Here is a 20,713-nt window from a genome sequence, read left to right on the forward strand (position 1 = left end):
TTGCAAAACAACCGAGGAGAAGGCGATGAAGGTTCTTGACATCCTGCGCGTGAAAGGCAACACGCTCTACACCGTTCAGCCCGACGAACCTCTGTCCAAAGCGGCCCAAATCATGGCCGAAAAAGACATCGGGTCGCTGGTCGTCATGGAGCATGGCGACCTGGTTGGCATGCTGACCTTCCGTGAAGTGCTGCTCTGCATCGTCAACAATGGCGGCGAGATGGGCGGCACGCTGGTGCGCAAAGCCATGGACGACCATCCGCTGACCTGCACCTCCGAAACCGACATGGACGAGGTGCGCCGCATGATGCTGGACCGCCATGCGCGCTACATGCCCGTGATGAACCAGAAAATGCTGATGGGCGTGATCAGCTTTTACGACGTGGCCAAGGCCGTGGTAGACAGCCAGAACTTCGAGAACAAAATGCTCAAGGCCTATATCCGCGACTGGCCGGCCGAAGACGACGCCAAGGAAGTCTGATCAGCCGCGCGCTCAGGGATAATCCAGTCCATGAGCGGCAATACTTTTGGAAATCTTTTCGCAGTCACCAACTTTGGTGAATCCCACGGCCCGGCCATTGGCTGCGTGATTGACGGCTGCCCGCCGGGCATGACGCTTTCCGAGGCGGACATCCAGCCCGACCTGGACCGGCGCCGCCCCGGCACCTCCAAATTCGTGACCCAGCGCAATGAGTCGGATGCGGTCGAGATTTTGTCGGGCGTGTACGAAGGCAAAACCACCGGCACGCCGATTTGCCTGCTGATCAAGAACACCGACCAGCGCAGCAAGGACTACGGAAACATCCTGGAATCGTTCCGCCCAGGCCACGCCGACTACACCTATTTCCAGAAATACGGCATTCGCGACCCGCGCGGCGGCGGGCGCTCATCGGCCCGCCTGACCGCGCCCATGGTGGCGGCCGGCGCGGTTGCCAAGAAATGGTTGTTTGAGCGCTACGGCACGGTGTTCCGGGGCTGCATGACGCAAATCGGCGAGCTGTCGATCGGCTTTGAGTCGTGGGACTTTGTGCCCCACAACCCCTTCTTTGCACCGGTGGCCGATGTGTCGGCGCTGGAAGCCTACATGAACGAGTTGCGCAAGGGCGGTGATTCCTGCGGTGCGCGCATCCGCGTGTCGGCCTCCCGGGTGCCGGTTGGCCTGGGTGAGCCGCTGTTTGACAAGATGGACGCCGACATTGCCTACGCCATGATGGGCATCAATGCCGTCAAAGGGGTGGAAATCGGTGCCGGTTTTGCCAGCGTGGCGCAACGCGGCAGCACGCACGGCGATTCACTGTCCCCCGAGGGTTTCAAGTCCAACAATTCGGGCGGTGTCTTGGGCGGCATCAGCACCGGGCAAGACCTGGAAGTGTCGATCGCCATCAAGCCCACCAGTTCCATCCTCACGCCGCGCGAGTCGATTGACCTGGCGGGCCAGTCCACCGAAGTCATCACCAAGGGCCGGCACGACCCCTGCGTCGGCATTCGCGCCACGCCGATTGCCGAGGCCATGCTGGCGCTGGTGGTGATGGAGCATGCGCTGCGCCACCGGGCCCAGTGCGGCGATGTGTCGGTCGGGTTGAAGCCGATCAAGGCGTCAGTCTGAACGTTATTTTTCGGTAAATTTATAAGAAAAATAGCCGAAGCCCTTTATTTACGGTAATAGTTTGCTATAAATAATGTAGCAATTGGCGGCGCTATCCGGATTTGATCAGATCAGATTACGCATGGCCCGCGCGGTTTCCTGCAGCACCGGCAGCACCCGCGCCACCACATCCTCGGAGCTTTCAAAACCCATGGGCGTGGTTACATTGAGCGCGCCCACCAGGTCCCCACGGTGGTCCATCAGCGGCACGGCAATGCCGCGGGCACCGAGTTCGAGTTGTTGTTCGGACAGCGACCAGCCCTGCGCGCGAATGCGCGCCAGCTCAAGGCGCAGGCGGTCTTTGCTCGCAATGGTGTGCGAGGTGTAGGCCTTGAGCGTCTGCGTGGCCAGCCAATGCTCCACCCAGGCCGGATCGCCCAGCGCCAGCAACAATATGCCCGCAGCCGTAACCTGCGCCTGCACCCGCGCGCCCAGCACATAGCCGGTGTTCATCACGCGGTTGGAGCCGTTGCGGGCGATGTACACGATGTCGTCGCCATCGAGCACGCTGACATAGGCCGTCTCGGAGGTGCCCGCCGTCACGCGCTGCAAAAACGGTTGCACGATACGCGGCAGCCGGGCCGACTCAAGGTAGGACTGCCCCAGGCGCAGCACGCGCGGTGTGAGCCAGAACAGCTTGCCATCGGTCGCCACGTAGCCAATGTGCCGCAGCGTGAGCAGGTAACGGCGTGCGGCGGTACGGGTCATGCCGCAACGCTCGCCGGCCTGGCTGGCGGTCATGCGCGGGTGGGCGTCATCAAACGCCTCAATGATGGACAGACCTCTTTCAAGGCCGGCAATCCAGTCGCGCTTGTCCAGCAAGGGGCCGGCTGGGGTGGCTGTGGTCGTTTCGGATAAAGGGGGAGGCATGGCGGGAAATTCTGATGTAAGCCGTTGGTGGTTTACCTAGGGAAAACGCTTAATGTGATCGATTGTCGATCTTATTTGTTCGGTCATCGATCTTAATGCCGTAAATTTTCTTTTTATTTCGGCGAGCATTGGCTAAAGTTCGCCTCGAAATGCCAATTATGAACGATCACCGATCAAAACCACTCGGCAGCCTGTCCCCCATGGCTGGCAGCAACGGTAGCACCGATGTCTATTTCATTCTGGGTGACCCGGTTGAGCAGGTACGTGCGCCCGAGTCGTTCAACCTGATCTTTTCCACGCTGGGGATCAATGCGGTGCTGGTGCCGGTGCATGTGCCGGCGGCCAAGGTGCAGGATTTTGTGCGGGCGGCTTTTTGGGCCCGCAACATCAAGGGCCTGTTGTTAACCATTCCGCATAAATCGCTGTTGATGGACATGCTTGATGAGTGTTCCGACTTGGGTCGCCTGGCAGGAGCGGTCAATGCTGTGCGCTGCGATGCGCAGGGCCGGCTGGTGGGCGACCTGTTTGATGGCGAAGGACTGGTTCATTCGCTCAACGGTTTCAACATGACCTACACCGGCAAGCGGGTGCTGATCCTGGGCGCTGGCGGTGGGGCTGCGGCCATTGCCGCTTCCCTGGTCAGTCCGGCGTCAAAGGCATCGCAAGGCGCTGCTCTTGAGGTCGCCCTGTACGACCCGACACCCGGCAAGGCGCAGGCGCTGGCCCGGCGGCTGGGCGCGGCGGTAGCGGTCCGGGTTATTGCTGTGGACAACAATGATCCGGCCGGATTTGATCTCGTCGTGAACGCTTCGCCCCTGGGTCTTTACCCCTTCGATCCGCTGCCCTGCGACGTCTCGCGCATGGCGCCGGGTGCCGCGCTGGTGGACATCCTGATGAAGAACCAGCCCACGCCTGTCGTGCGGGCGGCACGCAGCAGGGGGCTGGTGGCGCATCCGGGCTTCGAAATGATGATCCGCCAGGCTCCCCTTTACCTCGATTTTTTCGGCCTTCATGATGCGGCACGGACTGTGCAGCGCAATGCGGGCTTTATCCGTCAGCAGATTTACCCCGCCGCCCTGTAGGGCGAGATGCCCCTTTTTTAACCACCCACCGAGGAGACAACCATGCAAAAACGATTCGCTCTTAAATTAATAGCTGCCTGTGCAATAGCAGTAAGCGCTACAGCCAGTTTCGCCCAGGATGTAATCAAGATCGCCAACATTGTCGAGTTGTCCGGCGGCGGTGCCAGTGCGGGCACCAACTTCAAGAACGGCGTCGAACTGGCCGTCAAGGAAATCAACGCGACAGGCGGCATTCTGGGTAAAAAGATCCAGACCACCACCAACGACACCCAGAGCAACCCCGGCGTGGCCAAGGGCCTGACGCAAAAAGCCATTGACAACGACGTGTTCGCCATTTTCGGCCCGGTGTTTTCCGGCTCCATCATGGTCAGCATGGCCGAGTCGCGCCGCGCCGAAGTGCCCAATTTCACTGGCGGCGAGGCCGCCGGCATCACCGAGCAGGGCAACCCGTATGTGTTCCGCACCAGCTTTACGCAGGCAGCCGCCATGCCCAAGGTGGCGCGCTACATCAGCGACCAGGCCAAGCTGAAAACCCTGGCCATCATCTATGTGAACAACGACTTCGGCAAGGGTGGTCTGGACGCGCTGAAAAAGGCGCTGGCCAATTCCCCCACCAAGATCGTGGCCGAAATTTCCACCGACAACGGCCAGGTCGACTTTTCCGCCGCTGTCCTGAAAGCCAAGCAGAGCAATGCCGACGGCGTGTTTGCCTATTCGAACGAAGAGGAATCGGCCCGCATCCTGCGCGAACTGCGCAAGCAGGGCTGGAGCAAGCCCATCATTGGCGAAACCACGCTGACCGGCCAGAAAGTCATCGAGCTGGCCGGTGATGCCGCCAATGGCGCGATTGCCCATGTCGGCCTGACGGTCGATGCGCCCCAGCCGGCCATCCGGGCCTTCCGCGCCAAGTTCGAGAAGGAATACAAATACGTGTCTGACCACAACGGCATGAAAGGCTACTCCGGCATTTACATCCTGAAAGCGGCGATTGAAAAGACCGGCAAGCTTGACCGCAAGGCCGTGGCCGCCACGCTGCACACCTTGAGAGTCAAGGCGGCCGACCAGCCCGGCGTGCTGATGGATGTGTCGTTTGACGCCAAGGGCGACCTGGACCGCGAGAGCTTCATGATCGAAGTCAAGAACGGCAAGCAGGAGGTCGTCTCCATCCTGCCTGCGCTGAACGCCACTGCTGCGCCTGCTGCAGCAGCGAAAAAATAAGCGGCTGGCCGCTCGCCTGCAGCCGCCCTTCGCACCCTTGAGTGGGGTGCGCATCGGGCCGATACCGGCAACCTTGCCGGTACCGGCCACTCAAATCTCTTCGCAAGCCTCTTTATGCAAGCACTGCCATGACAGACTTCCTCCAACTCCTTTTATCAGGCCTGGCCACTGGCAGCATTTATGCGCTGGCGGCCCTGGGCTTTACCCTGCTGTGGCAGGCCTCGGGCACGATCAATTTCGCCCAGGGCGAATTTGTCATGCTGCCGGCTTTCATGATGCTGGGCTTCATTTCACTGGGCGCGCCCATGCTGGTGAGCTTTGTGCTCACCGTGCTGCTGGCCATCCTGCTGCTGGGCTGGGTGTTCAAGCGCGGCGTGGTGGATCCGCTGTTCAAGTACGGCATGATGCCCATCGTCGTGGCCACCATCGGCCTGTCGATTGCCATGCGCAACGGCGTGCGCGCCGGCTACAGCGCTGAAGCCCATCCTTTCCCCAGCCTGTTTGCCGACAAGCTGTTCAACATTGCCGGCGTGACGGTGACGCTGCAGGACATCGGCACCTTTGCGCTGGCCATGGTCATCGTGATGGCGACCCAGGCCTTCCTGGCCAGGACCGTCACCGGCCGCGCCATGCAGGCCGTCGCGCAAAACACCGAAAGCGCGTCGGTGCTCGGCATCAACGTGCCGCGCATGATTTTCTACACCTTCGCCATCAATGCGGTGCTGGCGGTGGCGGCGGCCTTGCTGGTCACGCCGACCTACCTGGCCAAGTTCGACATGGGCGAGGGCCTGGGCAACAAGGCCTTTTTTGCGGCCATCATCGGCGGCTTCAACAACTCGCGCGGCGCCCTGGTGGGCGGCCTGATCGTCGGGGTCTGTGAAAACCTGGCGGCGGCCTATATCTCGCCCGCCTACAAGGACGCCGTGGCCCTGGTGATTTTCATGATCGTGATTTTGTTCAAGCCGCAAGGCCTGCTGGGCAAGAAAGAGGAGCGCAAGGTATGAGCCATCTTTTCAACAACAAATTCGGAGCGCTGTTCACGGTGCTGGGTGCCTTGCTGGTCCTGGTGGCGCCGCAATACCTGAAAAACTACGGCATTTATCTGCTGACCTACTGGCTGATCTTCATCATCGCCACCATGGGGCTGAACCTGACCATCGGCTACGCCGGTCAGAAATCGCTGGGCCATGCGGCCTTCTTCGGCATCGGCGCCTACACCGTGGCCATCATGATGAAGGCCGGCATCAGCTTCTGGCTCGGCTTGCCGGCCGCTGCGCTGCTGTGCTTTGCCATCGGGCTGATCCTGGGTTTTCCTGCGCTGCGGGTGCAGACCATTTACCTGGCGTTCGCCACGCTGGGTTTCAACACCGCCGTCTGGCTGGTGATGCGTAATGAAGAGTGGCTGACCGGCGGCACTTTCGGCATCAACAACATTGCGCGGCCCGTCATTTTTGGCTACTCGCTTGAAGCCAACCGGCCTTACTACTACTTCGTGCTGGCGGTAACGCTTGTCCTGGCCGGCCTGCTGTGGGGCCTGCTGCGCTCGCCGTGGGGCAAGGCCTTCAAGGCATTGCGCGACAACCCCATACGCGCCGAAAGCCTGGGTGTGGACATCCGCAACTACACGCTGCTGAGCTTTGCCATCGGCGCGGTGTATGCCGGTGTCGCGGGCGCGCTGTTTGCCAGTCTGGTGCAGTTCATCGAGCCGGCGCCTTTCGCGGTCGGCGCGTCGATCATGATGTATTTGATGGTGGTGGTCGGCGGCGCCGGCTATTTCCTGGGGCCGGTCATTGGCGCGGCCGTGGGCGTGGTGCTGCCGGAATGGCTGCGCGACGTGCCGGGCGTTGCCAACTGGTATTTGCCGCTGTTCGGCGCCGCCGTGGTGCTGCTGATGATCTGGCTGCCCGATGGCTTGCTCAGTATTCCCGACCGTATCAAGGCCAAGCGGGCCGCGCGCGCTGCTTCGGCGGCACGCACGGCAGCGGCCAGCAGAATTGGAGCCGCATCATGACCAGTCCCTTGTTGAAAGTCACCAACCTCAAGAAAGCCTATGGCGCCATCCAGGCCGTGGGCGGGGTGTCCTTTGAAGTTATGCCGGGCGAAATCTTCGGTGTGATCGGCCCGAACGGTTCGGGCAAGACCACCATGTTCAACAGCGTGCTGGGCCAGATCACGCCCGACGCCGGAACGATTGAACTCAAGGGTAAAACCATCACTGGCCTGTCGCCGCTGGAGCTGAGCCGCCGGGGCGTGGGCCGCACCTTCCAGACGCTGCAGGTGTTTGGCAAGATGACCGTGCGCGACAATCTGATCGTGGCCGCGCAAGAGCACCATGGCAGCATGCTGAGCCGAATGTTCGCGCCCGGCGACTCGGGCCTGGGCGCCAAGGCCGACGCGCTGATCGACCAGTTCCGCATCCGGCATGTGGCCGACTCCCTGGCCGGCACGCTGAGCTACGGCCAGCAAAAACTGGTCGATATCGCCATGGCCTTCATGGCCGAACCCGACCTGGTGCTGCTCGACGAGCCTTGCGCGGGCGTCAACCCGAGCCTGGTGGGCGGCATTTCCAGCCTGCTCAAGGAACTGAACAAGACCCGAAAAGGCTCTTTCGTGGTGATCGAACACAACATGGATTTCGTGATGGACCTGTGCCACCGCATCATGGTGATGGTCGAGGGCAGGGTGATGGCCATCGGCACACCGGCTGAAATCCGCGCCAACAAACAGGTGCTAGACGCCTACCTGGGGAATTGATCATGGCTGCAAACGATATCTGCATTGAATTCGACGACGTGGTGGCGGGTTACAAGGATTTCATGATCCTGAACAACCTGTCGTTCAAGGTCAGGCGCGGCTCGATCACCTTGCTGCTGGGGCCCAACGGCGCGGGCAAATCCACCGTGCTCAAGACGCTGTTCGGCCTGCTCAAGCCGCGCCAGGGCCGCATCCTGCTCAATGGTGAAAACATTGCCGGGGCCAGCCAGAAAGAACTGCTGGCCAAGGGCATCGCCTTTGTGCAGCAGGGCCGCAACCTGTTTGGCCAGCTCACCGTGTATCAGAACCTGGAGCTGGGCGGCATCACGCTGGGCACCAAGGTCACGCATGAACGGATTCCGGAAGTGCTGGAGTTCTTTCCGCGCGTCAAGGAGCGCCTGCACTCGCAGGCCTCGGCCCTGTCGGGCGGCGAGCAAAAGCAGCTCGAAGTCGGCCGAGCCTTGCTGCTGCGGCCCAAGGTGCTCCTGATTGACGAGCCGTCGATTGGGCTGTCGCCGCTGGTGGTGCAGGATGTGTTCAAGCTGCTGCAAAAGCTGGCGGCCCAGGGCACCACCGTGCTGATGGTGGAACAAAACGTCAAGAGCGCCCTGAAAATGGCTGATGATGCGATTGCGCTCGAGTCGGGCCAGCTGGTGCTGCACAAGCGGGCGTCCGAGTTGCTGGCCGACCCGAATATTGAGCGGCTCTTTTTGGGCGGTGGCCATGTGCCTGACGCGGCAACCGCATCGGCGGCCAGCACGCTGCTCTGATTTTTCACACCATAACCACTTTTGCACTGAACGGACATCCACCATGAGTACGTCACTCCAGACCTCCGCCACCGATCGGGAATCCATCCTGGAGGCCGCCAATCCCCTCGGCCTGGACGGCATCGAATTCATCGAATACGCCACCGCCAAACCGCAGGCGCTGGGCCAGGTGCTGGAAATGATGGGCTTTCGCCCGATTGCCCGCCACCGTTCGCGTGAAGTGATGCTGTACCGCCAGGGCGGCATGAACGTGATTGTCAACGCCCACATTCCGGCCCTGCCCAACGGTGCCCTACCTACCGACCAGCCGGTGCTGGCGGCCGTGGCCCTGCGCGTGCGCGATGCCGCTGCGGCCTATGCCCATGCGCTGGAGCGCGGCGCCTGGGCCGTGCCGCCGCGCGTTGAAGTCATGGAGCTGAACATTCCGGCGATTCATGGCGTGGGCAAGAGCCGCATCTACTTTGTGGACCGCTACGACAAGTTTTCGATCTACGACGTGGACTTTGTGCCGATCCCGACAGTGGACCAGCACCCGCCCGCGGTGGCCGGGCTGCATTTCTTTGGCCTGGTGCAATACATCGGCAATGACCGCACCGAAGACTGGGCCGAGTTTTACCGCGAGTTGTTTGGCTTTACCGACTTGCCCGCCGAGCAGCGCTTTGGCATCTTGCCCAAGGGACGAATTTTGCGCAGCCCGTGCCCGGCATCGTCACGCTTTTACCTGCAGCTGATCGAGCCGGAAGCGACCGTGCTGGATGTCGAGGGCGACGAAGGCCTGCAGCGCATCGGCCTGGGTAGCCCGGACGTGCTGGCGGCCGTGTCCGAGCTGGTCCAGCGCGGCGTGGAGTTTGTCGAGTCGCGCGGCGTGCACACCGAAGACCGGGGCGCGCTGACCAAGACCTGGATGGGCAGCGTCAGCTTCGAGCTGGTCCACAACGAACGTTAAGCGAGCGGCAAGCACCATGACCCACAACAGCGGAAATATCGACGATTTCGGGATGGACACCATCTCGCTGGCGGGGCCTCTTGAGGCCAAGCTCAAGGCCGTGCGGGAGGCCGGCTTCACGCAAATCATGCTGGCCGCCAGAGACCTGGTGGGCCACCCCGACGGCATGGAAGCGGCCGTGGCGGCCGTGCGTGCCAGCGGCCTGCGCGTCACCGGCTTTCAGGTGCTGCGCGATTTTGAGGGACTCACCGGCCACCTGCACGCCTACAAGATGGACATTGCCAAGTCCATGCTGGAAATGTGCCATGCCCTTGGCTGCCACCTGTTGCTGATCTGCTCCTCCACGTCCGTGCATGCCACGGGCGACACGAAGGCGCTGGTCAAGGACTTGCGCAAGCTGGCCATGCTGGCCATTCCGATGAACATCAAGATCGCTTACGAAGCCTTGTCGTGGGGCCGCACGGTCAATGAATTTCCGCAGGCCTGGGACATCATTTGCCAAGCCGACATGCCCAATCTTGGCTTGGGTTTTGACTCGTTTCACATGTTTGCCACCAACACCGCGCTGGACGAGCTGGACATTCTGGACCCGCAGAAAATATTCCTGGTGCAGCTGGCCGACTTCATGTGGACCGAGATCAAGTCGGTCGAGGAACGCATCGCCACCGCCCGGCATTTCCGGGTGTTTCCGGGCGAGGGCGTGCACAGCGAAGCACTCGCGTCCCTGGTGAGCAAGCTGCACAGCCTGGGTTACCGGGGCGACTACAGCTTCGAAGTGTTCAACGACGACTACCAGCAAATGCCTTTGCCCACCGTCGCGCAACGCGCCTGGCGTTCGGCCCAGTGGCTGGGCGAGGATGTGCTGCGGCGCTCGGTGCCGCTGCCCAACAAGATCCGGCTGAAGCGCTGAACGGCTGGGTTGTTGATTCACTGACCCGGACGGCCATCGCATGAGCAGTTTTTTCCAAGGTTTCTTGTCCACCTCCGACGTTCTGGAGGTCTTCAGCGAGCGCAGCTTTCTGGCGGCCTTGCTGCGCTTTGAGGCTTCGTTGGCGCGCGCCCAGGCCAGCGCCGGGTTGATCCCCGAAGCGGCGGCACAGTCCATCATCGGCACCTGCAAGATCGAGCTGTTTGACGTAGCCAAAATCGTGCGCGAAAGCGCGCGGGCCGGCGACATGGTCACGCCCCTGGTCAAAAGCCTTGGTGAAACCGTGGGCCTTTTCAATCAGGAGGCCGCTTCTTTTGTTCACTTTGGCAGCACCAGCCAGGAGGCGATCGATACCGCGCTGGCGCTGGTAACCCGCCATGCGCTGAGCCTGATTGAAGCCGACGTGCGTCAGGCGGTGGCGGTGCTGCTGGCGCTGGCCGAGCGCCATGCCGCTGATCCGGTGCTGGAGCGCACCCTGATGCAGCCGGCCTCGGCTACCAGCTTTGGGTTGCTCTGCGCGGCTTGGGCGGCGCCGCTGGTGCGCAGCCTGCAGCGGCTGCAGGTCAGTGGCGGGAATGCCTTGTGCCTTCAGTGGGGCGGCGCAGTGGGCATGCTGGCGCCCATGAAGGGCAGGGGCCCCGAAGTAATGGCGTGCATGGCGGCTGATCTGCAACTCAAAGCGCCGCTGTTTGGCGGGCCCACGCAGCGCGACGAATGGGCGGCGCTCGGCTGCGAGCTGGGTCTGCTGGTGGGCAACCTGGGAAAAGTCGCCAAAGACATTGCGCGCATGAGTCAGTACGAAGCGGGCGAGTTGTTTGAGCCGTCAGCGCCCGGGCGCGGCGGCGCGTCGGCCATGCCGCACACGCGTACCCCACGGGCCTGCATGACCGCGCTGGCAGCAAGCGCGCGGGCCCCGTTGCGGGTGGCGGCCCTGCTCGCGGCCATGCCGCAAGCGCATGAGCGCGCGCTGGGCCACTGGCAGGCGGAGCTGGCCGAATGGCCGGAGCTGCTGGTGTCGGCGCATGGCAGTGCGCGTGCCATGGCCCGGGCGCTTGCTGGCCTGCAGGTGGATACGCAGCGCATGCGGGCCAATCTGGAGGGTCTGGGCGCGGGGTGGCCGCCCGCGCTGGCCGGGCAGGCGGCGGAACTGACGCGCGGCCAGGTGAAGGCGCTGACTGCGCTGGCAACCCTTGATTAACCCACTGTGAAGTAAGCATGTCTTTAACCGATCCCTTTGTTGATTCCCGCGTTTTTCAGCTGGCCGTGGCCGGCGCGGGTGTGATTGGCCGCCGCCATATCGAACTGATCCAGGCCTGCCCGCGTACCCGTTTATGCACCGTGGTGGACCCGACCCCCGCCTCGGTGGAGTTTGCCGCCAGCCTCGGCGTGCCGCATTTTTTCAGCCTTCAGGACTTGTTGGCTCAGTCCCAAAACCAGCTGCCCGATGGCGTGATTCTGGCCACGCCCAATCACCTGCATGTGCCGGGCGCGCTGCTGTGCGCGCAGCACGGCGTGCCGGCGCTGATTGAAAAGCCGGTGGCCGACTCGCTGCAAGCGGGCCAGCAACTGGCCGATGCGCTGGCCAGGCAGTCCATGCCCATGCTGGTCGGGCACCACCGGCGGCACAGCAGCACGCTGCAGCTGGCGCGGCGCACCATCCAGTCCGGGCAGCTGGGCCGCGTCGTCACGGTCATGGGCAGCGCGCAGTTTTACAAGCCCGACAGCTATTTTGAGCAGGCCGCCTGGCGCAGGGAGGCGGGCGGTGGCCCCATCCTGATCAACCTGATCCATGAAATGGACAACCTGCGCTACCTGTGCGGCGAAGTCGAGGCCGTGCACGCCGTCACCTCGAATGCGGTGCGGCAGTTCGCGGTCGAAGACTCGGTGGTCATGACCCTGAAGTTTTCCAGCGGCGCACTGGGCACCTTCACGCTGTCCGACACGGTGGCGTCGCCGCGCAGCTGGGAGCAAACCTCGGGTGAAAACACCGCCTACCCGCGCTACCCGTCCGAGGACTGCTACTTTATCGCCGGCACGCAGGGCTCGCTGGCGGTGCCCACCATGCGCACCTGGTCCTATCCGCCGGATGGCCGGGAACCCGGCTGGGGCACGCCTTTTGTCGAGCAAACGCTGGCCCTCGCCGCCGTCGATCCGCTGGCGGCGCAACTCGATCACTTTTGCGATGTGATTGCGGGCCAGGCAGCGCCGATAATCACCGTGGCTGACGCCCTGCAAAGCCTGCGTACCGTGGAAGCGGTGCGCCGCTCGATAGCCACCGGACAAACCGTGGCGCTGCAGGATTTGCGCTGAGCCCCGAAGGCACCCGCCACCCCACAGAAAGACACGCCGCATGAAAACAGTCCTGGTCCTCAATGGCCCCAACCTCAACTTGCTGGGCACGCGCGAGCCCGCCGTGTACGGCTCGCAAACCCTGGCCGACGTGGAGGCGCTGTGCCTCAAGGCCTGCGCGGCCCACGGCCTGACGCTCGACTTTCGCCAGAGCAACCACGAGGGCGTGCTGATCGACGCGATCCAGGAGGCCGGGCGCGCCCAGGCTGCCGGCACGCTGGCCGGCGTGGTGCTCAATGCCGGTGCCTACACGCACACCAGCGTGGCCCTGCATGACGCCATCAAGGGCGCAGGCGTGACGTTGATCGAGCTGCACATCAGCAACGTGCACGCGCGGGAGGCGTTCCGTCACCATTCCTACATTTCACCGGTCGCTAAAGCGGTGATGGCCGGGTTTGGCATCAAGGGCTACGGGCTGGCCATTGCCGGTCTGGCTGAGCTGACGCAGCCCGCTTGATCACCCCTTTCAGGCCCTGAGCCATGCCGCCCAATAAATTTTTGGTGGACGAGCGCGAGGTGGAACTCAGCGCCATCCGGGCCCAGGGCGCGGGCGGGCAAAACGTCAACAAGGTGTCCAGCGCGGTGCACCTGCGCTTTGACATCAACGCCTCGTCGCTGCCCGAGGAGATCAAGGAGCGCCTGCTGGCCCTGAGCGACAGCCGCATCACCCAGGAGGGCGTGCTGGTGCTCAAGGCGCAGCAGCACCGCACTCAGGAGATGAACCGCGCCGATGCGCTGGCGCGGCTGCAGGAAGTGGTTGATTCGGTCTCGAACCCGCCCAAAGCCCGGCGCGCCACCAAGCCCACCTACGGCTCCCGGCAGCGCCGCCTTGAAAGCAAAAGCCAGCGCTCGGCCACCAAGGAGTTGCGTGGCAAGGTGAGCAAGGACTAAGGCTCTGCGTTCAGTCGCTGGTGCGCAAGCTGCTTGACAACGCACTGCGCCACAGTGCCGACTGGGCCCAGCCGCCTGATGTCACTGTCAGCGCAGAAGGGCCGGGCATCTCAATTCATGGGTGTAGTGACCCCCGCCAGCGCGGGCGCCACCACCGCTTCGAGTTGTGCGCGCAACCAGCGATGGGCGACGTCCTGCTGGTAGCGAGCGTGCCAGATGGCATACACCGGCATGCTTGGGCAGGGTACTGGCGGCGGGCAACTGGCCAGGCCTTGCAGGGCATGGCGTGCCAGCAGACTGGGTGCAGTGGTCAGCAGCGGCGTGCCGCGCACAAAGGCGGGCAGGGCGCTGAAGCTGGGCACCATGACTGCGAACCGGCGGGCAATGCCCTTGGCGATCAGGTGTTGGTCCAGGTCCAGGCTGCGGCGCGGCTCATAGACCACGGTGGCGTGTCCGGCGGCCAGGTAATCCGCCTCGCTCTGTGGCGCGTCGCGCACGGCGGGGTCATAAAACACCCGGTACAGGTCTTCAAACAGGCGCTTTTGCACGATGTCGCTGCCCTCGGGCGGGCGCGGGCTGATGACGAGCTGGCAGTCGTCGCTGCGCAGCATGTCCAGTCGTGGCACGGCCGAGGGAATGATGCGCAGGGATACGCCGGGAGCGGCTTGGCGCAGGCGTGCGGACAGCGCGGGCAGCAGCAGGTCGCGCTGGAAATCGTTGGCGGCAATCGTCAGGGTGGTGCGCCAGCGGCTGGGATCGAACTCGCCCGATTGGGCAAACTGCTGCAGCTGGCGCAGCAGTTCGCGCGCCTGGCCTGCCAGGTCTTCGGCCCGCGCTGTGGCCACAATGCCCCGGCCACTCTTGACGAACAGCGGGTCGCCGACGATGCCGCGCAGCTTGTCCAGCAAATGGCTCACGGCCGACTGCGTCACGCCGAGGCGTTGCGCCGCGGCTGTGATACTGCCGGTTTCCACCACAGCCACCAGCAGTTGCAGAAGGTGGGCATCCAAGTTTGACCAATCGAATTTGCTCATGAGTCATATGATCATTGATCTGTTTATCTTTGGCAATAGGCTGGGAATACTGCATGCCTGATCCACATCAAGCTTGTCAGGAGACAACCCGTGAGCAACCTACTACCGAAGATTCCCGGCACCACGCCGTTTGATGGCGAACAGGCCCGAAAAGGCTACGCGCTGAACAAGATGTGCTTTTCCTTCAATTCGGCGGACAACCGCAACGCTTTCAAGGCGGACGAAGAGGCTTACATGCGCCAGTACGGCCTGAATGAGCAGCAGGCCGCCGCCATCCGCGCGCGCAATGTGCTGCAGCTGATTGCAGCTGGCGGCAATGCTTATTACTTGGCCAAGTTCGCCGGCATTTTTGGTCTGGACATGCAGGACATCGGTGCCCAGCAGACCGGGCTGAGCAAAGACGAATTCAAGGCCAGGCTCGTGGCCGCCGGCCAGTGAATCAACAACGACATCCAGGAGAACATACGTGGCAAAACTCATAGGCGGCCTTGGCACGTCCCACATTCCGGCCATCGGCGGCGCGATTCACAACGGGCTGCAACAAGACCCGTACTGGAAACCGTTTTTTGACGGCTTTCCACCCCTCCGCGACTGGCTGGGCGAGAAAAAGCCCGACGTGGTGGTGATGTTCTACAACGACCACGGCCTGAATTTCTTTCTCGACAAGATGCCGACCTTCGCCGTGGGCGCCGCACCTGAATACAACAACGCCGATGAAGGCTGGGGCATTCCGACGCTGCCGCCGTTCAAGGGCGAGCTTGATTTGTCATGGCACATCATCAACACCTTGGTAGAGAAAGAATTCGACATCGTCACCTGCCAGGAAATGCTGGTGGACCACGCCTGCACGCTGCCGCTCAAGCTGTTCTGGCCAGAGGGCGATTGCCCGGTCACCGTGGTGCCGATCTGCATCAACACCGTGCAGTTTCCGCTGCCCAAGCCGAACCGGGTGTATGCCATGGGCAAGGCCGTGGGCGAAGCCATCAAGGCGTGGGACAGCAGCAAGGCGGTCGCGGTGATCGCCTCGGGCGGCCTGTCGCATCAGCTCGACGGCGAACGGGCCGGCTTCATCAACAAGGAATTCGACCTTCAGTTCCTGGACAGTCTGGAGTCCAACCCGGAGTGGATTAACCAGTTCAGCGTGCACGAACTGGTGGAAAAAACCGGCACCCAAGGCGTTGAACTGTTGATGTGGGTGGCGATGCGCGGTGCGCTGGCTGCGGCTGGTGGCGCCAGGGTGCGCCGGGTGACGGGAAATTACCATATCCCTATTTCCAACACGGCCACCGCCGTGCTGGCGCTGGAAACGGTCTGACTGCGACGGGCGGTGCACTTGCTGGCCGTCAGCACGCGCAGCTGCCCGGGAGGGTGCCATCTTTCAATGGCTATTGAATACAGCGGGGTTGGTATATACCCTTAAATTGGCGGTTTGTCGTTGATGAATGCCAATTAATGTATACACTCCGTATCCATGAATGGCTGGAATTCGTTTTTGATCCTTGGGCTCCGGGTCTGCATTGATGACCCGGCTCCAGGCATGGCGAAGCCCTCGCCCGTGACCCTGGTGCTTCGGTTTACTTGAAGCGGGCCATGGGAATTCAATCAGACCCTCCCACTGCCGAGATGCCGGAAGAAGGCGGCTCGCAGGTCGTCAAGGCCCAGCTCAAGCTGCGCGAAATGATTCTGGCCGGAGAGTTGTCCGGCGGCGCGCGTATTGCCGAACTCTCGATTGTCGAAAAGCTGGGCGTCTCGCGCACACCCATCCGTGCCGCGCTGATGCGGCTGGAGCAGGAAGGTCTGCTGGAGGCCTTGCCCAACGGCGGTTACGCGGTGCGCACGTTCTCGGAACGTGACGTGGCAGAAGCCATCGAGTTGCGCGGCACCATCGAGGGCATGGCCGTGCGGCTGGCCGCAGAGCGCGGCGTGGCGCCCGTGGTGCTGGCAGAAGCCCACGAGTGCCTGCACCAGATCGATGACCTGCTGCGCGAGGTGGCGCTCAACGACGAGGCCTTTTCGCGCTATGTGGTGCTTAATGAAAAATTTCACGACCTGCTCGGTGAGTTGTCGGGCAGTCAGTTCATGGCGCGTGAACTTGAACGCGTCGGCAGTCTGCCGTTTGCATCGCCGTCGGGCTTCGTGGTGGTGCAGGCCAATTCGCCGCAGGCGCGCGACATGCTCGTCGTAGCGCAGGACCAGCACTGCCAGGTGCTGGACGCCATTGAAAACCGTGAGGGCGCGCGTGCCGAAGCCATCATGCGCGAACACTCCCGCCTGGCGCAGCGCAACCTGCGCGAAGCGGTGCGTAACCCCCGGCACGGCCAGATGCCCGGCGTGCGCCTGATCCGCAAGCCAAGCAGAAACGAATGACCGGTGTGAAATAACCCGTCTCAACACCGGACAGCCGGCAACAATAACCTTTCAATTTTTTGGAGACAACCATGCAAAAGCGCCTCTTCCTTCACGCCATCGCCTTGGCCACCCTGGCCGTCACTGCCACAGGTGCTGCGGCACAGGACAACACTTTCAAGATTGGCCTGGTGCTGCCGATGACGGGTCAGCAAGCCTCCACGGGCCGCCAGATCGAAGCGGCCGTGCGTCTGTACATGGCCCAAAACGGTGACACCGTGGCCGGCAAGAAAATCCAGCTGATCGTCAAGGACGACACCTCGCTGCCTGACGCGACGCGCCGCCTGGCGCAGGAACTGGTGGTCAATGACAAGGTCAACGTGCTGGCCGGCTTTGGCATCACGCCGTCGGCGCTGGCCACGGCCCCGATTGCCACCCAGTCCAAAACGCCCATGGTGGTGATGGCGGCGGCAACATCAAGCATTACGCAGGCCTCGCCTTACGTGGTGCGCACCAGCTTCACGCTGCCCCAGGTATCGGTCGCACTGGCTGACTGGGCGCCTAAAAATGGCATCAAGAAAGTGGTCACGCTGGTGTCCGATTACGGTCCAGGGATTGACGCCGAAAAGTATTTCAAGGAGCGCCTGACCTTTAACGGCGGCCAGGTGACCGAAGCGCTGCGGGTGCCGCTGCGCGGGCCTGACTTTGCCCCCTTCCTGCAAAAAGTCCGGGATGCCAAGCCTGACGCGCTGTTTGTGTTTGTGCCTTCCGGCGCGGGCGCTGCAGTGATGAAGCAGTTCATTGAGCGCGGTCTGGACAAGGCCGGCATCAAACTGATCGGCACCGGCGACGTCACGGACGACGATCAGCTCAACGACATGGGCGACGGCGCACTGGGCGTGGTCACTTCCCACCACTATTCAGCGGCCCACCCCTCGGCACTGAACAAGAAATTTGTAGAGGCGTTTTCAAAAGCCAACAAGGGCCTGCGCCCGAACTTCATGGCCGTCGGCGGTTACGACGGCATGCGCGTGATTTACGAAGCCTTGAGAACCAGCAAGGGCCAGGGTGGTGGCGACGCATTGCTGGCGGGCATGAAGGGCCAGATTTTCGAAAGCCCGCGCGGCAAAATCTTCATTGACGCCCAGACCCGCGACATCGTGCAGGACGTGTACCTGCGCAAGGTCGAGAGAAAAGATGGCCAACTCTACAACGTGGAGTTTGACGTGATCAAGGACGTCAAGGATCCAGGAAAAACCAAGTAACTCTCACACCTCAGGCCCCAGGCTGCCCCCCCCCCACCGGCAAGCGTTTTAACGAACCGCTTGCCGGTTTGGCGTTGACCCGACACACCACTCACCATGCTGACCATTCTTTTTGACGGTATTGCCTATGGCATGCTGCTCTTCATCCTTGCGGTAGGCTTGGCGGTCACCATGGGCCTGATGAATTTCATCAACCTGGCCCACGGCGCCTTTGCCATGGCCGGCGGCTACATCACGGTTCTGCTGATGCAGCGGTTTGGTGTGCCCTTTTTGCTGTGCCTGCCGCTGGCCTTTATCGGCTCGGCGCTGCTGGGCGGCGTGCTGGAACGCACGCTGTACCGCCCCATGTACCACAAGCCGCACCTGGACCAGGTGCTGTTTTCCATCGGACTGGTCTTCATGGCGGTGGCCGGTGTGGACTACTTCATCGGCTCGTCCCAGCAGATCATGCAGTTGCCCGAATGGCTCAAGGGCCGGACCGAGCTGGGCAGCGGTGACTGGATGCTGGGCATGGGCCACTACCGGCTTTTCATCATCGCCGTGTGCGCGGCACTGACCGTGGCGCTGCAGTATGTGCTGGGGCACACGCGCTTTGGCAGCCGGCTGCGCGCCTCGGTCGATGACCAGCGCGTCGCGGCCGGGCTGGGCATCAATGTCAATATCGTGTTTCTCTCGACCTTTGCCGTGGGCTCTGGCCTGGCCGGCCTGGGCGGCGCACTGGGCGCCGAGGTGCTGGGCCTGGACCCGAGCTTTCCGCTCAAGTTCATGGTGTACTTTCTGATCGTCGTGGCCGTGGGCGGCACCTCGTCCATCACCGGGCCGCTGCTGGCCGCGCTGCTGCTGGGCATTGCCGACGTGGCCGGCAAGTACTACATCCCCAAGCTGGGCTCCTTTATTGTGTACAGCCTGATGATTGCCATTTTGATCTGGCGCCCGCAAGGCCTGTTCGTGCGCAAGGGCGGCAAGTAACATGAACACCCAACAACAATCCCTGCTCAAATACAGCCGCTTCAAGCCCTGGGAGCCGGTGCTGTGGCTGCTGGCCTTTGCCGCGCCGGTGCTGTCGCCCAGCCATGCGCTGATCATCAACGAGATCGCCATCGTCGCGCTGTTTGCCGTTTCGCTGGACCTGATCCTGGGCTACACCGGCATCGTCTCGCTCGGCCACGCCGCTTTCTTTGGCCTGGGCGGTTATGCCGCCGCGCTGTTTGCCAAGCTGGTCATGCCCGATCCGCTGGTCGGGCTGGCCGTCGGCATCGGCGCGGCGACGCTGCTGGGCGCGGCCTGTTCGTTCACCATCATGCGCGGCAGTGATTTGACCCGGCTGATGGTGACGCTGGGCGTGGGCCTGATCTTGCTGGAGCTGGCCAACAAGCTGGACTGGCTGACCGGCGGCGCCGACGGGCTGCAGGGCGTGGTCATGGGGCCGCTGCTGGGGCAGTTCGAGTTTGACCTGTACGGCCGCACGGCAGCGTATTACTCGCTGACGGTGTTGCTGGCGCTGTTTTTGCTGCTGCGCCGGGTGGTGCATTCGCCGTTTGGCGCGACGCTCAAGGCCATTCGCGACAACCGGCTGAGGGCCATGGCCATCGGCATTCCTGTGAACGCCAGGCTGGCTGTGGTTTATACGCTGGCGGCCGGCGTGGCCGGCGCTGCCGGGGCCTTGCTGACCCAGACCACCGGGTTTGCGTCGCTCGACCTGTTCGAGTTTCACCGTTCGGCCGATGTGCTGCTGATCCTGGTGATAGGCGGCACCGGCTGGCTCTATGGCGGCGTGGCCGGCGCGATCGTGTTCAAGCTGATGCAGGACCTGCTGTCGTCCATCACGCCCCAGTACTGGACGTTCTGGATTGGCCTGTTCCTGGTGGTGCTGGTGCTGGTCGGCCGTGAACGGTTGATTCGCCCATGGACCTGGTTTGCGCGGGGAGACAAGGCATGAGCGGGCCTCAAATGATTCCCGGCGACGCCGACACCGTGCTGTCCGCGCAAGGCCTGGTGATGCGTTTTGGCGGCATCACGGCCACCAACAAAGTCACGCTCAACCTCAAGAAAGGCGCGCGCCATGCGCTGATTGGCCCCAACGGCGCGGGCAAGACTACGCTCATCAACCTGCTGACCGGCGTGCTGCAGCCGACCGAGGGCCGCATCATGCTGGAAGGGCAGGACATCACCGGCCTGGCGCCCAACCAGCGCGTGCAGCGCGGCATGGTACGCACCTTCCAGATCAACCAGCTGTTCGATACGCTGACGCCGCTCCAAACCCTGGCGCTCACGGTGTCGCAGCACATGGGCCTGGGCACCAAGTGGTGGCAGCCCCTGGGCCGCAACCGGCAGGTCGCCGAGCGATGCGAGCAACTGCTGGCGCAGTTCCACCTGACCGAGGTCATGAACCAGCCAACCCGCGTGCTGGCCTACGGCAAGCGCCGCCTGCTGGAAATTGCGATTGCGCTGGCCTGCGAGCCCCGCGTGCTGTTGCTCGACGAGCCTGTCGCTGGCGTGCCTGCCGGTGAGCGCGAAGAGCTGCTGCAAACCGTTGCCGCACTGCCCGCTGATGTGTCGGTACTGCTGATTGAACACGATATGGACCTGGTTTTTAGTTTTGCGAACTTCATGAC

At 62.7% G+C, this 20,713-nt stretch carries 23 protein-coding genes; 21 read left to right on the forward strand and 2 right to left on the reverse strand.

From position 1 onward, the window contains the following. Positions 1-25 precede the first annotated feature (25 nt). Together Q8K05_RS03585 and aroC are read left to right on the forward strand one after the other, a co-directional pair. Positions 26-481: a CBS domain-containing protein gene (locus tag Q8K05_RS03585; RefSeq protein ID WP_305245153.1), complete on the forward strand. Its 456-nt coding sequence runs from the start codon at positions 26-28 to the stop codon at positions 479-481. Positions 482-511: 30 nt separating this feature from the next. Next, positions 512-1,606: a chorismate synthase gene (gene aroC / locus Q8K05_RS03590; protein ID WP_305245154.1), complete on the forward strand. Its 1,095-nt coding sequence runs from the start codon at positions 512-514 to the stop codon at positions 1,604-1,606. 105 nt (positions 1,607-1,711) lie between these two features. Here aroC and Q8K05_RS03595 read toward each other — a convergent pair whose 3' ends face one another. Further along, entirely contained in the window at positions 1,712-2,515 is an 804-nt protein-coding gene (locus tag Q8K05_RS03595) for an IclR family transcriptional regulator C-terminal domain-containing protein (RefSeq protein ID WP_305245155.1), read from the reverse strand. A 158-nt stretch (positions 2,516-2,673) separates the two neighbouring features. Here Q8K05_RS03595 and Q8K05_RS03600 point away from each other — a divergent pair, with 158 nt between their 5' ends. The 12 genes from Q8K05_RS03600 (at position 2,674) to arfB (ending at position 13,453) form a co-directional block, all read left to right on the forward strand. Beyond that, positions 2,674-3,597 (forward strand): shikimate dehydrogenase, encoded by a 924-nt coding sequence (locus Q8K05_RS03600; protein WP_305245156.1) that lies wholly within the window; start codon positions 2,674-2,676, stop codon positions 3,595-3,597. 42 nt (positions 3,598-3,639) lie between these two features. Next, a complete protein-coding gene (locus tag Q8K05_RS03605; protein ID WP_305245157.1) occupies positions 3,640-4,815 on the forward strand; it encodes an ABC transporter substrate-binding protein in 1,176 nt (391 codons plus the stop codon). A gap of 128 nt (positions 4,816-4,943) precedes the next feature. Beyond that, a complete protein-coding gene (locus Q8K05_RS03610) occupies positions 4,944-5,819 on the forward strand; it encodes a branched-chain amino acid ABC transporter permease (protein WP_305245158.1) in 876 nt (291 codons plus the stop codon). Then, positions 5,816-6,826 (forward strand): branched-chain amino acid ABC transporter permease, encoded by a 1,011-nt coding sequence (locus Q8K05_RS03615; RefSeq protein ID WP_305245159.1) that lies wholly within the window; start codon positions 5,816-5,818, stop codon positions 6,824-6,826. Before Q8K05_RS03610 ends, Q8K05_RS03615 begins: the two co-directional genes overlap by 4 nt. After that, positions 6,823-7,569, forward strand: coding sequence for an ABC transporter ATP-binding protein (locus Q8K05_RS03620; protein ID WP_305245160.1), 747 nt, complete (start codon positions 6,823-6,825; stop codon positions 7,567-7,569). The genes Q8K05_RS03615 and Q8K05_RS03620 overlap by 4 nt, the downstream gene beginning before the upstream one ends. 2 nt (positions 7,570-7,571) lie before the next feature. After that, on the forward strand, positions 7,572-8,339 hold the full coding sequence (locus Q8K05_RS03625) for an ABC transporter ATP-binding protein (RefSeq protein ID WP_305245161.1): 768 nt from the start codon (positions 7,572-7,574) through the stop codon (positions 8,337-8,339). Between the two features lie 43 nt (positions 8,340-8,382). Next, positions 8,383-9,285: a VOC family protein gene (locus Q8K05_RS03630; protein WP_305245162.1), complete on the forward strand. Its 903-nt coding sequence runs from the start codon at positions 8,383-8,385 to the stop codon at positions 9,283-9,285. A 16-nt stretch (positions 9,286-9,301) separates the two neighbouring features. After that, positions 9,302-10,195, forward strand: coding sequence for a sugar phosphate isomerase/epimerase (locus tag Q8K05_RS03635; RefSeq protein WP_305245163.1), 894 nt, complete (start codon positions 9,302-9,304; stop codon positions 10,193-10,195). 40 nt (positions 10,196-10,235) lie between these two features. Then, entirely contained in the window at positions 10,236-11,411 is a 1,176-nt protein-coding gene (locus Q8K05_RS03640; protein WP_305245164.1) for a lyase family protein, read from the forward strand. Positions 11,412-11,428: 17 nt separating this feature from the next. Continuing rightward, positions 11,429-12,523, forward strand: a complete 1,095-nt coding sequence (locus Q8K05_RS03645; protein ID WP_305245165.1) for a Gfo/Idh/MocA family protein — start codon at positions 11,429-11,431, stop codon at positions 12,521-12,523. Positions 12,524-12,563: 40 nt separating this feature from the next. Continuing rightward, positions 12,564-13,019, forward strand: coding sequence for a type II 3-dehydroquinate dehydratase (gene aroQ, locus Q8K05_RS03650; RefSeq protein WP_305245166.1), 456 nt, complete (start codon positions 12,564-12,566; stop codon positions 13,017-13,019). A gap of 23 nt (positions 13,020-13,042) precedes the next feature. Beyond that, entirely contained in the window at positions 13,043-13,453 is a 411-nt protein-coding gene (gene arfB / locus Q8K05_RS03655) for an alternative ribosome rescue aminoacyl-tRNA hydrolase ArfB (protein ID WP_305245167.1), read from the forward strand. Between the two features lie 110 nt (positions 13,454-13,563). On the opposite strand, the gene Q8K05_RS03660 is transcribed toward arfB, so the two are convergent. Next, positions 13,564-14,487, reverse strand: coding sequence for a LysR family transcriptional regulator (locus Q8K05_RS03660; RefSeq protein ID WP_305245168.1), 924 nt, complete (start codon positions 14,485-14,487; stop codon positions 13,564-13,566). A gap of 90 nt (positions 14,488-14,577) precedes the next feature. Between Q8K05_RS03660 and Q8K05_RS03665 the strand changes: the two genes are divergently transcribed. The 7 genes from Q8K05_RS03665 to Q8K05_RS03695 form a co-directional block, all read left to right on the forward strand. Further along, positions 14,578-14,925 carry a protocatechuate 4,5-dioxygenase subunit alpha gene (locus tag Q8K05_RS03665; protein ID WP_305245169.1) on the forward strand — a complete coding sequence of 116 codons (348 nt, stop codon included), beginning with the start codon at positions 14,578-14,580 and terminating at the stop codon, positions 14,923-14,925. 28 nt (positions 14,926-14,953) lie between these two features. Beyond that, a complete protein-coding gene (locus Q8K05_RS03670) occupies positions 14,954-15,802 on the forward strand; it encodes a class III extradiol dioxygenase family protein (RefSeq protein WP_305245170.1) in 849 nt (282 codons plus the stop codon). 275 nt (positions 15,803-16,077) lie between these two features. Next, positions 16,078-16,854 (forward strand): GntR family transcriptional regulator, encoded by a 777-nt coding sequence (locus Q8K05_RS03675; RefSeq protein WP_305245171.1) that lies wholly within the window; start codon positions 16,078-16,080, stop codon positions 16,852-16,854. Between the two features lie 71 nt (positions 16,855-16,925). Next, entirely contained in the window at positions 16,926-18,098 is a 1,173-nt protein-coding gene (locus Q8K05_RS03680; protein WP_305245172.1) for an ABC transporter substrate-binding protein, read from the forward strand. 96 nt (positions 18,099-18,194) lie between these two features. Next, complete coding sequence (locus Q8K05_RS03685; protein WP_305245173.1) at positions 18,195-19,067, forward strand: branched-chain amino acid ABC transporter permease; 873 nt, start codon at positions 18,195-18,197, stop codon at positions 19,065-19,067. 1 nt (position 19,068) lies between these two features. Then, positions 19,069-20,037, forward strand: coding sequence for a branched-chain amino acid ABC transporter permease (locus Q8K05_RS03690; protein WP_305245174.1), 969 nt, complete (start codon positions 19,069-19,071; stop codon positions 20,035-20,037). After that, on the forward strand, positions 20,034-20,713 hold a 680-nt coding region (locus Q8K05_RS03695; protein ID WP_305245175.1), incomplete at its 3' end, for an ABC transporter ATP-binding protein. The genes Q8K05_RS03690 and Q8K05_RS03695, both read left to right, overlap by 4 nt.

This window comes from Polaromonas sp., assembly GCF_030682935.1.
Taxonomy (GTDB): domain Bacteria; phylum Pseudomonadota; class Gammaproteobacteria; order Burkholderiales; family Burkholderiaceae_C; genus Polaromonas.

What these genes read in the sequence shown, in the direction of transcription:
- Q8K05_RS03585 (WP_305245153.1), top strand. Translation starts at nt 26, where the DNA reads ATGAAGGTTCTTGACATCCTGCGCGTGAAAGGCAACACGCTCTACACC.
- aroC (WP_305245154.1), top strand. Translation starts at nt 512, where the DNA reads ATGAGCGGCAATACTTTTGGAAATCTTTTCGCAGTCACCAACTTTGGT.
- Q8K05_RS03595 (WP_305245155.1), bottom strand. Translation starts at nt 2,515, where the DNA reads ATGCCTCCCCCTTTATCCGAAACGACCACAGCCACCCCAGCCGGCCCC.
- Q8K05_RS03600 (WP_305245156.1), top strand. Translation starts at nt 2,674, where the DNA reads ATGAACGATCACCGATCAAAACCACTCGGCAGCCTGTCCCCCATGGCT.
- Q8K05_RS03605 (WP_305245157.1), top strand. Translation starts at nt 3,640, where the DNA reads ATGCAAAAACGATTCGCTCTTAAATTAATAGCTGCCTGTGCAATAGCA.
- Q8K05_RS03610 (WP_305245158.1), top strand. Translation starts at nt 4,944, where the DNA reads ATGACAGACTTCCTCCAACTCCTTTTATCAGGCCTGGCCACTGGCAGC.
- Q8K05_RS03615 (WP_305245159.1), top strand. Translation starts at nt 5,816, where the DNA reads ATGAGCCATCTTTTCAACAACAAATTCGGAGCGCTGTTCACGGTGCTG.
- Q8K05_RS03620 (WP_305245160.1), top strand. Translation starts at nt 6,823, where the DNA reads ATGACCAGTCCCTTGTTGAAAGTCACCAACCTCAAGAAAGCCTATGGC.
- Q8K05_RS03625 (WP_305245161.1), top strand. Translation starts at nt 7,572, where the DNA reads ATGGCTGCAAACGATATCTGCATTGAATTCGACGACGTGGTGGCGGGT.
- Q8K05_RS03630 (WP_305245162.1), top strand. Translation starts at nt 8,383, where the DNA reads ATGAGTACGTCACTCCAGACCTCCGCCACCGATCGGGAATCCATCCTG.
- Q8K05_RS03635 (WP_305245163.1), top strand. Translation starts at nt 9,302, where the DNA reads ATGACCCACAACAGCGGAAATATCGACGATTTCGGGATGGACACCATC.
- Q8K05_RS03640 (WP_305245164.1), top strand. Translation starts at nt 10,236, where the DNA reads ATGAGCAGTTTTTTCCAAGGTTTCTTGTCCACCTCCGACGTTCTGGAG.
- Q8K05_RS03645 (WP_305245165.1), top strand. Translation starts at nt 11,429, where the DNA reads ATGTCTTTAACCGATCCCTTTGTTGATTCCCGCGTTTTTCAGCTGGCC.
- aroQ (WP_305245166.1), top strand. Translation starts at nt 12,564, where the DNA reads ATGAAAACAGTCCTGGTCCTCAATGGCCCCAACCTCAACTTGCTGGGC.
- arfB (WP_305245167.1), top strand. Translation starts at nt 13,043, where the DNA reads ATGCCGCCCAATAAATTTTTGGTGGACGAGCGCGAGGTGGAACTCAGC.
- Q8K05_RS03660 (WP_305245168.1), bottom strand. Translation starts at nt 14,487, where the DNA reads ATGAGCAAATTCGATTGGTCAAACTTGGATGCCCACCTTCTGCAACTG.
- Q8K05_RS03675 (WP_305245171.1), top strand. Translation starts at nt 16,078, where the DNA reads ATGGGAATTCAATCAGACCCTCCCACTGCCGAGATGCCGGAAGAAGGC.
- Q8K05_RS03680 (WP_305245172.1), top strand. Translation starts at nt 16,926, where the DNA reads ATGCAAAAGCGCCTCTTCCTTCACGCCATCGCCTTGGCCACCCTGGCC.
- Q8K05_RS03685 (WP_305245173.1), top strand. Translation starts at nt 18,195, where the DNA reads ATGCTGACCATTCTTTTTGACGGTATTGCCTATGGCATGCTGCTCTTC.
- Q8K05_RS03690 (WP_305245174.1), top strand. Translation starts at nt 19,069, where the DNA reads ATGAACACCCAACAACAATCCCTGCTCAAATACAGCCGCTTCAAGCCC.